The following is a 13,439-nucleotide window of genomic DNA, read 5'->3' as shown; positions in this document are numbered from 1 at the left end:
CATGCCCATCGTGCATCTGCGCGACGAGGGCTGGGACCCCACGGCCTTTTTCTTCAATCCGAACATCCACCCCGCAGACGAATGGAAAAAAAGACGCGACGCCATGCGCATCGTCGCCGAACGCATGAACGTGCCGCTTCTGGAAGAAGGAGAGCCCGTCAATCCCGGCCTCTGGGTCAAAAAACTGGAAGGAACCGTGCGGCAGGGCGAACGCTGCCGCCTCTGCTACCGCCCGCGCATGGAGCGAACCGCCCATCTCGCCCGCGAGCACGGCTTCGACGCCTTTACCACCAGCCTGCTCTATTCCCGCTATCAGCGCCACGAATGCATTGCCGAAGAAGCCGAACGTGCGGCCGCCGCGGCCGGTTCATCGTTCCTCTACCGGGATTTCCGTCCCTGGTGGTGGGACGGCATCAACCTGTCCAGGGAGCTCGGCATCTACCGGCAGAAGTGGTGCGGCTGCATTCTGAGCATGAAGGAAGCGCTGGATGAACAGAAAGCGGCAGCCGCGCACAAGGCTGCGGAAAAGGCGCAGCGCGCGGCAAGGCTGGCCAAGGAAGCCGAAGAGCGACGCCTGAAAAAGGAGGCGCAGGCCGCGCACCCCAACAAAAGAGCCCGGAAGGCCATGGCCCGGGCCGCAGCCCGGCAGGCTGCGGGCGACGAAACTCTCCGTGAGCGCGAAACGGCGTCCGCACACGACGAAAACGCAGAGTAAATTCCGACAGACGTTCCGCCCGTCCTCTTCAGGATAAATGCAGCCTGTCCACCTCACCGAAGAAACAGAGTAACGTTCGGCAGACTTCCGTCCGCGCAACGAAGGGGCCGGGGGAATCCCGACGGCACGGCCGGAACGCGCGAGCCTCAAGGGCAGCGTGCATCCCGCGGCCGTTCCACCGCATGCGCTGCGGACGACAACGAAAGCCCGGCGCTTTTCCGCCCCGCCGACGCTCAAAGCCGCGCAGCATCGGAACGCATCCCGCAACCGGGAACAGGCCGCAAGAACGCCGCTACGATGAGGATCTCCCCAAAGGCCCGTCGTCCGCAACGAAGGCGCTCTTCTGCAACGCCGTCCTTCCCGCAGACACCCGTTTTCCCCGTGCCTTTGAAGCGACGGATACGAAAAAGCCCCGATCCTGAGATCGGGGCCTGACATTCCTGGGACAAATCAAAACATCTGTTCAGTCGGCAATGTCTTTCGGGCCGAGCACGCGGAAACCGCGACTCTCCAGCACGTTCACGGCTTCTTCCGTGCGGTCGAAGCGGAAAATGATGGTGGCTCGCGTGGATTCCTGCTGCGTGTAGGCGTACAGGTATTCCACATTGATGCCGTGCTCGGAAAGCACGCTCAGCACGCGACCGAGTCCGCCGGGCTCGTCGGCCACGTCCACGGCCACCACGGGCGTAGTGCCCACGGTAAATCCCGCTGCGGCCAGCGCGTCCCTGGCCTTTTCCGTATTGTCGGCCATGAGGCGCAGCACGCCGAAATCCGTCGTATCCGAAAGGGACAGCGCACGGATGTTGATCCCGGCCTTTTCCAGAACGCGGGTCACGTCGCCGAGCTGACCGGACCTGTTTTCCACAAACACAGAAATCTGTTCAACCGTCATGGGCATTCCCGGCAGGAACCTACGCCTTCTTGTCTTCGTCGTCGGTCTTGATCTTTTCCTTGTTCTTGGGGGTGATGTCTATTTCATCGGGCTCCGAGGCGGCCTGACGGAAGTTGCGGATGGCGCGGCCGAGACCGCCGCCGATTTCCGGCAGACGCTTCGCGCCGAATATCACCAGCACGAGCACAAGGATGATGAGAAGTTCCTGCATTCCTATACCAAACATGGCAAACCTCCGGGGTCTTTCTCTCCAAGTTCGTTTATTTTCTATACGGGAGTGACCGGGGAAAGGTCAAGCATGAGACGCCCTTTCCGTACCGGATTGCTCCCTCTTTTCCCGATTGCCTGAACGCCCATCCCGATTTATAGTAGAAAAAGGAGTGAATATCATGGATACCCCTCTTTATCTTGCACTGCCCGGCCTTCACGCCGAATTTCTTCCGCCTCTGGAAGGCTGCCGCAGCCTGTGGCCCGGCCTGCCCGGCAAACCCGATTCGGCCTGGTCGCCCGACCTGCCGTGGCCGCCCGCCGCGGCGGCCGCCTGCCTTGCCGACTACGAACGCGCCTGCCGCGACGGCGCAAGCGGCTCGCCCGTGCTGACCCTGGGCGCGGAACCCGCCCCGGCCGATCTTTCCGACGCGGAACGCCGCGCCCTGCGCGAAATGGCGGGGCTCCCCGTGGAAGAGCCGCAGGCTCCTCTGCGCCAGAACGCCCAGCAGGTGCTTCTGCTGGCGTGGCTTCAGGAAAAGCAGGCGCTCGAAATGGCCGCGCTCGAACAGAAAATAAGCGATTCCCGCCGCGCCCTCGCCGGACTCTTTTCCGGCGCAACCCGCGGCAGAAGCGCCGCCTCAGCGCCCGACGAGCGCGATCTGCCCGACTGGAAATGCACCCTTGCCGCCGCTCTGGCCTTTGCGCCCGACATGCCGGAAGGCACAACACTCGTCGTCGCCTCGTCCGCCATGGCCGACGCCGTTTCGGAACTGCACGCCCCGGACGTTCCAGACGCTCCCGCAGGCTATCGCGCCGTGCGCGCAAGCGTGGATCAGCTTGCCGCGCTCTGCGGCCGCGCCCCGCACGACAAGCTCGCGCGTTCTCTGAGCGCCGATCAGCGTGAACGCAATCTCACCCTCTTTCTGCCGGAATCCTCCCGCTGACACGACATGTCCCATCTCTCCGCATCCGAACTCGCACACTGGTTCTCCGACGCCTTCCACGGGCTGCCTCTCGGCGTCATTTTCGACTGCGACGGCGTGGTCATCGACTCGCGCGAAGCGAACATCACCTACTACAACTACCTGCGCGAATACCTCGGCCTGCCGAAGCTCACCCGCGAACAGGAAGACTTTGCGCAGTCGGCCACGGTCTATCAGGCCATGGACGCCATCTTCCCCAAGCCGCTTCAGCCGCTTTTGCGCGACGCGTCCAGAAAAATATCCTACGTGCGCGACATCATGCCGCACATCGGCTGCTATCCCGGTCTGCACGACGTGCTCGACTTCTGCCGCCGCTCCGGCGTGCGCCTCGCCATGAACACCAACCGCACCGACGGCATGGACATGCTCCTGCGCAACTGCCGTCTGGAAGGCTATTTCGATCCCATCGTGCTGGCGAGCGACGTTTCCCGCCCGAAACCGGCCCCCGAAGGCGCACTGCGCATTCTCAAACAGTGGAATGTAAAACCCGATCAGACACTCTTCATCGGCGACAGCGCCTCTGACAAAGGGGCCGCAGAGGGGGCGTCCATTCCTTTTCTAAGCTTCCAGACAGACGGCCTCGCCCCCCGCAGCGTCTCCGATTTCGGCACGCTGCTCAGCGCCATGCAGGCGTGCAAACTGTAACATACTCCCGCTTTACAACGGAAGGGTTATAGTTTACACAACGGAAATTCAATCGGCACGGCACAGCCTGCCAGGAGGAACCTTGACCCCTGAAGATCTGGAATACTTCCGCAATCTTCTTAACCAGATGCTCGTCGAGGCTCAGCGCAACGGCGATTCCACTCTGGAAGAAATGACGGACAACCATTCATCCTATGCCGATCCTTCCGACCGCGCCACCGCCGAGTCGGATCGCTCCTTCACTCTGCGCATCCGCGACCGCGAGCGCAAGCTCATCACCAAGATCCAGGACGCCCTCAAGCGCATGGACGACGGCGAATACGGCATCTGCGAAGAATGCGGCGAAGACATCAGCCTTGCCCGACTCAAGGCCCGTCCCGTGACCACGCTCTGCGTCTCCTGCAAGGCGCGTCAGGAAGAAGGCGAAAAGATTCAGGGCAGCTGACCCGGGCCCGCATCATGGACGCCCATCTTTTCCGCCGTTTCTGCGACGCGCTCGTCCCCCGCATCATGGGGGCGCGCATGGAAAAAATTCATGCGCCGGGCCCCGGAGTCACGGTGTTCTCAATGTACGGCGGCGACGGCCGGGACGGCAAACGACATCTCGTGCTCAAGGCCGACCGCAAGTCGCCCCTGCTCTTTTCCGCCGACCACCGCATACCGGTCAACGCGCAGCCGCCGGCCTTCGTCATGCGCCTGCGCAAACATGTTTCCGGCAAACGCATCACGCGGGCCGTCTGCCGCTGGACGGAGCGCCGGCTCTGGCTCGGTCTCTCCGGCGAAGTGCAGACCTGGCTCTGCCTCGATCTGCGCGAAGGCCCCTCCCTCTCTCTGGAAGCCCCCCTGCCGGAAGACGATCCCGCCTGGCCGGACGGCGACCTTTCCGCCCTGCCCCCCGAAAGCTGGAAGGAATGGCAGGTGCTCACGCCCGCCCTTCGCCGCACGCTCGCCTTTCTCGACCCTCTGGACGCCGGAGCGCTGCTCATGGATCTGCAATCCGGGGGCGGCGACGTGTTTCTCTACGAAAACGAGCGCGGCCGCTGCGAAATTTCGGCCTGGCCGCTGCCTTCGGAACAGCTCAAGGCCATGGGCGGAACCTGGACGGAAACGGTGATGGAAGACCCCGTGGCCGCGCTGGCCAAGGCCGGGGAAACGCTGGTGTACGGCGAAGTGGCCGAACACTCCCGTCAGGCGGCGGCGCGCCCCTTTTCCGCCGAAGCATCAAGACTCGGCAAGCTGCTCTCCAAGCTCGACAACGAGGAAAAACGCCTTTCCGCCATGCGCGACAGGCAGAAGGACGCCCTTCTGCTGCAAAGTCAGCTCTACCTTTTCGGCCCCGCGGACAAGCTCGACGCCGTCACCCTGAACGGCCCGGAAGGCCCGGTCACGCTCAAGCTCGACAAGAAGCGCACCGTGCGCGAAAACATGGCCGACATGTTTCATCAGGCGGGCCGCGGCAGACGCGGTCTCGAACATCTGGCCCGGCGACGCGCCGAAGTGCAGGCGCAGAAGGAAGAGGCCGAAGCCGCAAGACTGCGCATGCTCGCCTCCGTTTCCGGTGCGGGAGCCGCGCCGAAAGCCGGAGAAAAGAAGACCGGAGGCAAAAACGCCGCCCTTCCGCAGGGCCTGCCCAAGCAGGTGCAGGCCTTCCGCAGCAGCGACGGATTTCTCATGCTCCGCGGCCGCGACACCCGCGGCAACGCTCTCGCGCTCAAGCTGGCCGCCGCCCACGACTACTGGCTGCACACGGCCGACGGCCCGAGCGCCCACGTCATCGTCCGGCGCGATCACGCCGGGCAGGAAGTGCCGGAGCGCACCCTCCACGAGGCGGGCGTGCTCGCCGCGCTCAAAAGCTGGCAGAAGGACGCGGAAACGGCTTCCATTCAATATTCCCTTGCAAAATACATCCACCCCATGAAAAACGCCGCTCCCGGCATGGTGCGCATCGACCGCAGCGAAGGCGCGTTCCGCGTCCGCATCGAACCCGATCTGGAAGAGCGGCTGGAGAAGAACTGACGGCCCCGCGGGCGAAGGAGCTTTTCATGTACGACAACAGGCAGCGTTTCGAGGCGCGGGCGTTTCTCCTTCTTCTCGCAGCGTCCTCCGTGCTGTTCGGATGGCTGCTTCTGCCCTTCTTCGACGTGCTGTTCTGGTCCGTGGTCATCGCCGTGCTGTTCACGCCCGTCAATGTCCGTCTGCGGGACAGGCTCGGCCTTTCCCCCAACCTCTCCTCGCTTCTCACCGTTCTTTTCTGCCTCGTCATCATCATTCTGCCGCTCTCGTGGCTGCTCTATTCCTGCCTCTCCGAAGGGCTCTCGCTCTACGAGCGCATATCGGCGGGCAGCACCTCCCTCACCGACGCCGTGGACAGGCTGCGCGAACATTTCCCCGAAGCGCAGAACTGGCTCGCAAGCTACGGCTACACCCCGGAACAGATCAAGGAAACGCTCAGCAAGACCGCCCTTTCCCTGGGCAGCCTCATCGCCAGGAACACCGTGGCCATCGGCGGCGGCGCGGCGCATCTCGTCACCAATCTTGCGCTGGTGCTGTACATTTCCTTCTTCCTCGTGCGCGACGGCGGCCGCATCCGCGCCGTGATGATCCGCGCCCTGCCCTTCGGCGATCACCGGGAAGAGCGGCTGTTCCACAAGTTTGCCGGCGTCATGCGCGCCACGGTGAAGGGCAGTCTTCTCGTGGCCATGGCGCAGGGCGCGCTCGGCGGCCTCATCTTCTGGATTCTCGACATCCGCGCCGCCGTGTTCTGGGGCGTGGTCATGACCGTGCTGTCCCTCATTCCGGTGGTGGGCTCGGCCCTCATCTGGCTGCCCACGGCGCTGTACCTCATCGCCACCGGTCAGTACTGGCAGGGCGCGCTGCTCATGGCCTACGGCGCCTGCGTCATCGGTCTTGCGGACAACATTCTCCGCCCCGTGCTCGTGGGGCGCGACACCAAGCTTCCCGACTTTCTCGTGCTGCTCTCCACCCTCGGCGGCTTCATCATGTTCGGCATGGACGGCTTTGTGTCCGGCCCCATGCTGGCCGTGTTCTTCGTGACCGTGTGGCAGATCTTCACGGAAGAGTGCGAAGAGAGCTTCTTCCCGAACATGGCGGCGCAAAACGACGACGAAAAAAACACCGCCTCCCGCGACTGACGAAAGGACAGCCCCCCGTCTTCAGGCGTGCAAAAAGTCTGATTTTGCGTCCCGCGATCGTCCCTTCCGAACGTTTCCCGCAGGCAAAGCACACCTGGAAGCAACGCTTCCGCGGCATTTTCCCGCGCAGAGGCAAGGCGCAGGGCACGGCACGAAGCGCCGCGCGGCATCGCGGCTCCCAGCCTCAGCTCTTCGTTTCCTCAAGCCACGCGACAAGCCCCCGCACGGCCTCTCTTGCCGCCTGCACGCGCACGGCGTCGCGGTCGCCTGCAAAATGGAACACCTTGGCCCGGCTCTCGCCGTTCAGAGCCCAGCCCATCCACACCGTGCCCACGGGCTTTTCCGCAGACCCGCCGCCGGGCCCGGCCACGCCGCTCGTGGACATGGCCGCCTGCGCTCCCGTGGCCGCGCAGGCTCCGAGCGCCATGGAACGCACCACAGGCTCGCTCACCGCGCCCACGCGCTCCAGATCGTCCCGGCGCACGCCGAGCAGTCCCTGCTTCACCTCGTTGGCGTAGGAAATCACGCCGCCCACGTACCAGTCCGAAGAGCCGGGCACCGCCGTAAGCATAGCTCCCACCAGTCCGCCCGTGCAGGATTCCGCCGTGGCGCAGGTCAGACCTCTGTTCCGCAGCGCCTGTGCCAGCGCCTCAACCAGCGCATCGTGTTCATCAAACATGATCGTTCTCCCTTGCTGAAAAAATGCGGTCGCCCGACCGCAAGAAATCGGCGACAATGTACGATGAAAGAAGCCGATCTTCAATCCGGGAACGCCGCTTCGCCGGGGCTCGCTCCCGCCGCCCGCGCCGAGGCTCGGGCCTTCTTCCGCGCGTCAGCATGAGCTCATCCGCGCAAAACGAACGCCGCTTCCTTCTCACGAATGGCCGACGCCCCGGTTCTGTGCAAAGGCCGCGCCTGCCCGCGCCGCGCCCCAGAGTCCCGCCTGCGGATGCGCGTTCAGCCACACCGGCACGCCTTCCAGAAACGCCTTCTGACCGCCCCGGGCCCGCAGGAATTCGCCTGCAAACGCCTCGTGACGCACCAGCGCCGGCGTTTTTCCCGCCACGCCGCCGGTGAGCACCACACACGCAGGCAAAAGAGCCAGAGCCGCCATGCGGCAAAACCGGCCGTAAAAACGGGCAAACCACCGGCAGCACTCCGACGAGGCGAAACCGGGCCCCTGCGTGAACACGGCGGGCTCCTCGGGCGCGCCCCCGAGGTACTCATGCAGCAGCGCAAGACCCGAACCGGAAAGCACATGCTCCGCCGATGCCTCCACGCCCCCGCGCCGCGCGCTCAGAAAGTCCGCAAAGTCCCGCTCCTTATTCCCTTCAAAGGGAAAAGGCACGTGCCCCGCCTCGGAAGGCAGCACGAAGGGACGCCCCTCTCCCGGAATCAGCCACGCCGCCCCGAGCCCCGTGCCCGCGCCGATCACGGCCGCAGGAGCCCGCCCCCGCAAGAGCTCCGCCACCCCGAAGGCCCGCCCCGCCTGCCCGCCCGGCAGCAGGCTCTCCGCCTGTTCCATGACGGGCGTGCAGCAGGCCCATGCCTGCGCCTCGAAATCGTTCATCACCAGGCATTCCGCCCAGGGAAAACGCGCCTTCGCCACGGCCGCGTCCACCGCAAACGAGGCGTTGGTCATGACCACGCGCCCCTCCCGCACGGGCCCGGCCGCCGCAAAAATCAGCACGGACACTTCCTTCAAAATTTTTCCGCCGTCGGGCCACTTTGAGAAAAGTTCCTCAAGCAGCGCCTCAAACGAGGACGCACGAGACGAGAGCACAATCCCTTCTTTTATAGATATCTCTCTGTCTTCACAAGAAAACCTGAAAAAACGACTTTGAGTTCCCCCGATATCGGCGGAAAGCATATCCATATGCAACCTCCCTGCACGTCCATGCCGATGGCACAGCAACGACAACGTTGCCATGCATGCATAAACGGGGTATCATTCTCACGGCGAAAGGGCTTTTCCCAGCCGTAAAACAGGAGTAAGCTCTTTTCTTCACCAGTTTATACACAATCGTTTGCCATCCCGGCACCCCTCGTCCGAGGCACGGACATCATACCGTTCCCTGCGACCCGCAGGAATGCAGGAGTTTCAAAGCTTCCCATGGAATATCATATTCGTCCAGACGCATCTTACCCCATCGGCGGCCTGAACAAGGAGTGGCTTCTCACCAACAGCCTGGGGGATTACGCCTCCGGCACCGCGTCGGGGTGCAATGCCCGCCGGTATCACGGTCTCCTGGCCGTGCAGACGGCTTCGGGAAAATTCATGCTTCTGTCCGCGATTGAAGATTCCGTTGCCGTTCAGGGGCAGGACATCCCGCTTTCCAGCCGCCTGCATCCCGGCGTCGTCCATCCCGAAGGGTGGCGGCATCTGAAGGAAGTTTCCTGCTCCCACGACCGCGTGACCTTCGCCTTCCGCCTGAGCGGCGAGGGCGAAGAGGAAGTCGTGCTTCTGCGCTCGATCGTGCTCGACCGCGCCTCCAGTCGTCTGCTCATCCGCTACGCCCTGGCCGACACCCCCGCCGCCCGCGAGCTCGGCTCCGTGCGCCTGACTCTGCGCCCTCTCGTCAACGGACGCAACATCAATCATCTTTTCCACGCCGAGCCCTCCCGCGCGGCCTTCGTCCACGCTCTCGGCATTGAAAACGGGAGCTACCCCGGCTTTTCCTTCCAGCCGGACGAGAACATTCCGCCGCTCTTCATGCAGATTTCCCATGCGAAGCTGGAGCGTTCCACCTTCGCCGCCGCGCCGGACTGGTATTTCAAGGTGCTCTATCCCGTGGAAAAGGAGAGGGGCTACGACTACGAAGAAGACCTGCTCATGCCGGGCGAATTCGTCACCAGCCTGAGCGCGGACTGCCCCATCTGGGTGAGCGCTGGCGTCGAGCCGCTGTACGAAGCGCCGGAAACCCTCTGGGAACGCCACGCCGCCACCGCGCCGAAGCCCGTGTTCAAGGAGGCGATTCTCGAACATCTGCGCCGCGAAAACGACCGTTTTCTCATCAGCGCAGGCGGCGAACCCGTGGTTCCCGCAGGCTATCACTGGTTCGGCCCGTGGGGACGCGACACCCTCATCGCCCTGCCCGGCCTCACCTTTGAATCCGGCAGGCTCAAGGAAGGCAAGGCCGTGCTCCGTCAGATCAAGGGCACGGTGAAAAACGGCCTCGTGCCCAACCTCATCGGCGCGGGCAACGGCGAGGCGGCCTTCAACTCCGCCGACGCCTCCCTCTGGTACATGCTCGCCGTGCATCGCCTCGCCCTGGCCTGCCCCAGGGAAAAGCCCTTCATCAAGCGCGTGTGCTGGCCCGTGATGAAAAACATCATCCGCCACTTCGCCGCCGGCACCATGCCCGACGAGAACGGCGACATGCTCGTGTACGCCGATGAGGAAGGTCTGCTGCACACCGGCAACGAAAAGACGCAGCTCACCTGGATGGACGCCTCCATAAACGGCGAGCCCGTCACTCCGCGCGACGGCTGCGCCGTGGAGCTCAACGCCCTGTGGTTCGACGCGCTCTCCTTTGCCGCGGAGCTCGCCGCCGAATTCGGCGAAACGCCGCCTGCGGAAACCGCGCTTCTGCCGCGCCTCAAAAAGGCCTTCAACCGCGTGTTCCGGCCTTCCGACGAAGACGCCGCGCTCATGGGCGGCGGCCTCTACGACACCTGGCATCCGGTGAAGGGGCCGGGACGCAGCATCCGCCCCAATCAGATTTTCGCCGTGGCCGTGCCTTTTTCGCCGCTGCCGCAGAAAGTGCAGACCTCCGTGGTCAGATGCGTGCGCGACAACCTGCTCACCCCCTTCGGCCTGCGCACGCTGGCGCCATCCGATCCGGCCTACCGCCCCGTGTGTCAGGGCCCGCAGAACGCGCGCGACAGAGCCTATCATCAGGGCACGGTCTGGCCCTGGCCGGCCGGCGCGTACATGGACGCCGTGGTGAAGACGGCCCGTTCGGGCAAGGCCGTGCGCGAGGCGCTCGACACGCTCACGCCGCTCTTCAGCGTCCACCTCGGGCAGGCCGGTCTGGGAAGCATTTCCGAAATTTTCGACGGGCAGGAGCCCCACGCGCCGGGAGGCTGCATAGCGCAGGCCTGGAGCTCGGCGGAAGCGCTCCGGCTGCTGCTGCTCGTCAGACAGTCAAACCCGGGAGAATGGAAACGCTGGCTGGACGCCTTCCAGAAAAACGGTCCCGAACTCCGTTGATTCAGTTTTTCCTTACCCGACAAAACGGGGGATAATCATATGCGCGTTCTGATGCTTGGATGGGAATTTCCGCCACATATCAGCGGCGGACTGGGAACGGCCTGCTACGGCATAACGCAGGGGCTCACGGAAAAGGGCGTGGACATCGCCTTCATTCTGCCCAGCATGCGGGCGGAAAAACAGACCTCGGGAACGTTCCTGCGCTCCGCTTCCGGCGTGCCCATTTCCCGCGCGCTGAAAAAGGCCGTGGAAAAAATACGCCGGCAGCAGGGCTCCGACGAATTCTCCCACCTTTTCATGCGTCCGATAAGCGCGAACCTCAATCCCTACGGCAACTGCGACTTCGGTCAGCTCGGCATCGACCCCGACGTATTCAATGAAAACGAACAGTATGTCGAGGAAATAAGCCACTTCCGCGGCGGCTACCACGACGATCTCATGGATGAAGTGTATCGCTTCACCACCGCCGCCTCCGCCGTGGTGCTGGAAGAGCACATGAAAAAGAAGGCGGACGTCATCCACGCCCACGACTGGATGACCTATCCCGCCGCCATGACCGCCAGCCGTCTGAGCGGCCTGCCCTTCGTCGCCCACCTGCACGCCACGGAATTTGACCGCTGCGGCGATCACGGCTATGACAAGATCTACAACATCGAGCGCGACGGCCTCCATGCCGCCGACCACGTCATTGCGGTGAGCGAACGCACCAAGCAGGTGGCCGTGGAACGCTACGGCGTGCCCCCGGAAAAAGTTTCCGTGGTGTACAACGGCGCGTTCCTGCACGAAAAAATCCCCACGTTCAGCGTGCCGGAACTTGTGCGCAACGAGAAGCGCGTGCTGTTCATGGGGCGCGTCACCTTCCAGAAGGGCCCGGAATACTTCGTGGAAGCCGCCCGTCTGGTGCTCAACGAAATGCCCGACGTGCGCTTCATCATGGCCGGCAACGGCGATCTGCTTCCGCGCATGATACGGCGCGTGGCCGAACTTCGCATGGGCAGCCGCTTCCACTTCCCCGGCTTCATGCGCGGCAAGGACGTGCAGCACATGTACTCGCTGGCCAGCCTGTACGTCATGCCCAGCGTGTCCGAACCCTTCGGCATCGCCCCGCTCGAAGCGCTGCAGTGCGGCGCGCCCATTCTGCTTTCCAAGCAGTCCGGCTGCGCCGAAGTGCTGCCCGGAGCCCTCACCGTGGACTTCTGGGACGTGCGCCAGATGGCCGACAGAATCCTCGACGTGCTGAACCATCCCGACATGGCCGCGGAAAGCCTGCGCCGCTGTCAGGAAGCACTGCAGAGCCTCACCTGGGAACGCGCCGCCGACGGCATCCTCGACGCCTACGCTCATGTCTGCCCCAATGCCCGGAGTTAAGCCATGCCTTCCGTATGCTTTTACTTTGAAGTTCATCAGCCCTACCGTCTCCGCCCCTACAGCTTTTTCGACATCGGCGCCAAAAACGACTATGAAGACGCGCGGCAGAACCGCGACGTCATGCGCAAGGTGGCCGAAAAATGCTATCTGCCCATGAACTCCCTGCTGCTTGAACTCATCGAGCGTCATCAGGGCCGGTTCCGCGTGTCCTTCTCCCTCACCGGCATAGTGCTCGACCAGTTCATGGAATACGCGCCCGAAGTGCTCGACAGCTTCCGCGCGCTCGCCCGCACCGGCTGCGTCGAATTTCTCGACGAAACCGACAATCACAGCCTCGCCTGCCTCTTCTCCGAAGACGAATTCCGCTCGCAGATAAGCCGGCACCGGGAAAAAATGCAGGAACTCTTCGGGCAGAGCCCGCGCGCGTTCCGCAACACCGAACTCGTGTACAGCAACGACGTGGCCCGCATCGCCCGCGACATGGGCTATTCCGTCATTCTCGCCGAGGGCGTCGATCGCGTGCTCGGCTGGCGCAGCCCGAACTTCGTCTATCAGCCCGCAAGCTGCCCGGACATGAAGCTGCTGCTCAGAAACTATTCCCTGTCCGACGACATCGCCTTCCGCTTCTCCAACCGCGACTGGCCCGCCTACCCGCTCATGGCCGACACCTTTGCCGAGTGGCTGCACCGGATCAAGGGCAACGGCGACGTCGTCAACCTGTTCATGGACTACGAAACCTTCGGCGAACATCAGTGGGCCGACACCGGCATATTCGAGTTCATGCGCGCCCTGCCCGACGCCGTGCTGCGCGATCCCGAATTCGACTTCCTCACCGTGTCCGAAGCGGCGGACCGCTACCCCGTCCGCGCGGAGCTCGACGTGCCGAACCACATCTCCTGGGCCGACGCCGAACGCGACCTCTCCGCCTGGCTCGGCAACGACATGCAGAAGGACGCCTTCCGCGCCCTGTACGAATGCCTCGGCCTCGTGAAGTACGTCAACGATCCGGAACTTGACGAAGCCTGGAGAAGATTGCAGAGTTCCGATCACCTTTACTACATGGGCACGCCCCGCTCCTCCGACGGCGACGTTCACAAGTACTTCTCCCCCTACCGCTCCGCCATGGAGGCCTACACCAACTTTATGAACATTCTGGCAGACTTCCGCATTCGCCTCTTTGCGAAGGCCAACCAGTAACATGACAAGAAACTGACAGAAAGACCCCGCTTTTTTCCCGTTTTTCGGGAAAGCGAGGGTCTTC

The 13,439-nt window shown here is 63.6% G+C and carries 13 protein-coding genes; 9 read left to right on the top strand and 4 right to left on the bottom strand.

The genetic code is table 11. From position 1 onward, the window contains the following. On the top strand, nucleotides 1-715 hold a 715-nt coding region (locus ACZM96_RS02065), incomplete at its 5' end, for an epoxyqueuosine reductase QueH (RefSeq protein ID WP_489486992.1). Between the two features lie 463 nt (nucleotides 716-1,178). On the opposite strand, the gene ACZM96_RS02060 is transcribed toward ACZM96_RS02065, so the two are convergent. Together ACZM96_RS02060 and ACZM96_RS02055 are read right to left on the bottom strand one after the other, a co-directional pair. Next, nucleotides 1,179-1,607: an ACT domain-containing protein gene (locus ACZM96_RS02060; protein ID WP_489486991.1), complete on the bottom strand. Its 429-nt coding sequence runs from the start codon at nucleotides 1,605-1,607 to the stop codon at nucleotides 1,179-1,181. A gap of 19 nt (nucleotides 1,608-1,626) precedes the next feature. After that, complete coding sequence (locus tag ACZM96_RS02055; RefSeq protein ID WP_489486990.1) at nucleotides 1,627-1,833, bottom strand: twin-arginine translocase TatA/TatE family subunit; 207 nt, start codon at nucleotides 1,831-1,833, stop codon at nucleotides 1,627-1,629. Nucleotides 1,834-1,996: 163 nt separating this feature from the next. On the opposite strand from ACZM96_RS02055, the gene ACZM96_RS02050 reads away from it, so the two are divergent. The 5 genes from ACZM96_RS02050 to ACZM96_RS02030 all read left to right on the top strand — a co-directional run bounded on the left by ACZM96_RS02050 (nucleotide 1,997) and on the right by ACZM96_RS02030 (nucleotide 6,597). After that, nucleotides 1,997-2,761 carry a hypothetical protein gene (locus ACZM96_RS02050; protein WP_489486989.1) on the top strand — a complete coding sequence of 255 codons (765 nt, stop codon included), beginning with the start codon at nucleotides 1,997-1,999 and terminating at the stop codon, nucleotides 2,759-2,761. A 6-nt stretch (nucleotides 2,762-2,767) separates the two neighbouring features. After that, nucleotides 2,768-3,445: an HAD family hydrolase gene (locus ACZM96_RS02045; protein WP_489486988.1), complete on the top strand. Its 678-nt coding sequence runs from the start codon at nucleotides 2,768-2,770 to the stop codon at nucleotides 3,443-3,445. An 82-nt stretch (nucleotides 3,446-3,527) separates the two neighbouring features. Further along, nucleotides 3,528-3,890 carry an RNA polymerase-binding protein DksA gene (gene dksA / locus ACZM96_RS02040; protein ID WP_294445564.1) on the top strand — a complete coding sequence of 121 codons (363 nt, stop codon included), beginning with the start codon at nucleotides 3,528-3,530 and terminating at the stop codon, nucleotides 3,888-3,890. A gap of 14 nt (nucleotides 3,891-3,904) precedes the next feature. Next, nucleotides 3,905-5,461: an NFACT RNA binding domain-containing protein gene (locus ACZM96_RS02035; RefSeq protein WP_489486986.1), complete on the top strand. Its 1,557-nt coding sequence runs from the start codon at nucleotides 3,905-3,907 to the stop codon at nucleotides 5,459-5,461. Between the two features lie 26 nt (nucleotides 5,462-5,487). Beyond that, the gene (locus ACZM96_RS02030; RefSeq protein ID WP_489486985.1) at nucleotides 5,488-6,597 is read left to right on the top strand and encodes an AI-2E family transporter; all 1,110 of its coding nucleotides are present in this window, start codon (nucleotides 5,488-5,490) and stop codon (nucleotides 6,595-6,597) included. A gap of 184 nt (nucleotides 6,598-6,781) precedes the next feature. On the opposite strand, the gene ACZM96_RS02025 is transcribed toward ACZM96_RS02030, so the two are convergent. Further along, complete coding sequence (locus tag ACZM96_RS02025) at nucleotides 6,782-7,276, bottom strand: CinA family protein (RefSeq protein WP_489486984.1); 495 nt, start codon at nucleotides 7,274-7,276, stop codon at nucleotides 6,782-6,784. Nucleotides 7,277-7,471: 195 nt separating this feature from the next. Then, a complete protein-coding gene (locus ACZM96_RS02020) occupies nucleotides 7,472-8,467 on the bottom strand; it encodes a glucokinase (RefSeq protein WP_489486997.1) in 996 nt (331 codons plus the stop codon). A gap of 243 nt (nucleotides 8,468-8,710) precedes the next feature. On the opposite strand from ACZM96_RS02020, the gene ACZM96_RS02015 reads away from it, so the two are divergent. From ACZM96_RS02015 to ACZM96_RS02005, 3 genes are read left to right on the top strand one after another with little or no spacing between them, the layout of a single operon-like run. After that, nucleotides 8,711-10,810 (top strand): amylo-alpha-1,6-glucosidase, encoded by a 2,100-nt coding sequence (locus tag ACZM96_RS02015; RefSeq protein WP_489486983.1) that lies wholly within the window; start codon nucleotides 8,711-8,713, stop codon nucleotides 10,808-10,810. A 39-nt stretch (nucleotides 10,811-10,849) separates the two neighbouring features. Further along, nucleotides 10,850-12,178 carry a glycosyltransferase family 4 protein gene (locus tag ACZM96_RS02010; RefSeq protein WP_489486982.1) on the top strand — a complete coding sequence of 443 codons (1,329 nt, stop codon included), beginning with the start codon at nucleotides 10,850-10,852 and terminating at the stop codon, nucleotides 12,176-12,178. A gap of 3 nt (nucleotides 12,179-12,181) precedes the next feature. Next, complete coding sequence (locus tag ACZM96_RS02005) at nucleotides 12,182-13,375, top strand: glycoside hydrolase family 57 protein (protein ID WP_489486981.1); 1,194 nt, start codon at nucleotides 12,182-12,184, stop codon at nucleotides 13,373-13,375. The last annotated feature ends 64 nt before the right edge of the window (nucleotides 13,376-13,439 follow it).

The sequence above is a fragment of the Mailhella sp. genome, from assembly GCF_057866825.1.
The sequence above is the reverse complement of the archived record's forward strand: the minus strand, read 5'-3'. Positions and strand labels throughout refer to the sequence as shown.

Excerpts from the sequence above, each read along its gene's own strand:
- ACZM96_RS02055 (WP_489486990.1), bottom strand. The coding sequence starts at position 1,833 with ATGTTTGGTATAGGAATGCAGGAACTTCTCATCATCCTTGTGCTCGTG.
- ACZM96_RS02060 (WP_489486991.1), bottom strand. The coding sequence starts at position 1,607 with ATGACGGTTGAACAGATTTCTGTGTTTGTGGAAAACAGGTCCGGTCAG.
- ACZM96_RS02050 (WP_489486989.1), top strand. The coding sequence starts at position 1,997 with ATGGATACCCCTCTTTATCTTGCACTGCCCGGCCTTCACGCCGAATTT.
- ACZM96_RS02045 (WP_489486988.1), top strand. The coding sequence starts at position 2,768 with ATGTCCCATCTCTCCGCATCCGAACTCGCACACTGGTTCTCCGACGCC.
- ACZM96_RS02030 (WP_489486985.1), top strand. The coding sequence starts at position 5,488 with ATGTACGACAACAGGCAGCGTTTCGAGGCGCGGGCGTTTCTCCTTCTT.
- ACZM96_RS02035 (WP_489486986.1), top strand. The coding sequence starts at position 3,905 with ATGGACGCCCATCTTTTCCGCCGTTTCTGCGACGCGCTCGTCCCCCGC.
- ACZM96_RS02010 (WP_489486982.1), top strand. The coding sequence starts at position 10,850 with ATGCGCGTTCTGATGCTTGGATGGGAATTTCCGCCACATATCAGCGGC.
- ACZM96_RS02025 (WP_489486984.1), bottom strand. The coding sequence starts at position 7,276 with ATGTTTGATGAACACGATGCGCTGGTTGAGGCGCTGGCACAGGCGCTG.
- ACZM96_RS02005 (WP_489486981.1), top strand. The coding sequence starts at position 12,182 with ATGCCTTCCGTATGCTTTTACTTTGAAGTTCATCAGCCCTACCGTCTC.
- ACZM96_RS02015 (WP_489486983.1), top strand. The coding sequence starts at position 8,711 with ATGGAATATCATATTCGTCCAGACGCATCTTACCCCATCGGCGGCCTG.
- ACZM96_RS02020 (WP_489486997.1), bottom strand. The coding sequence starts at position 8,467 with ATGCTTTCCGCCGATATCGGGGGAACTCAAAGTCGTTTTTTCAGGTTT.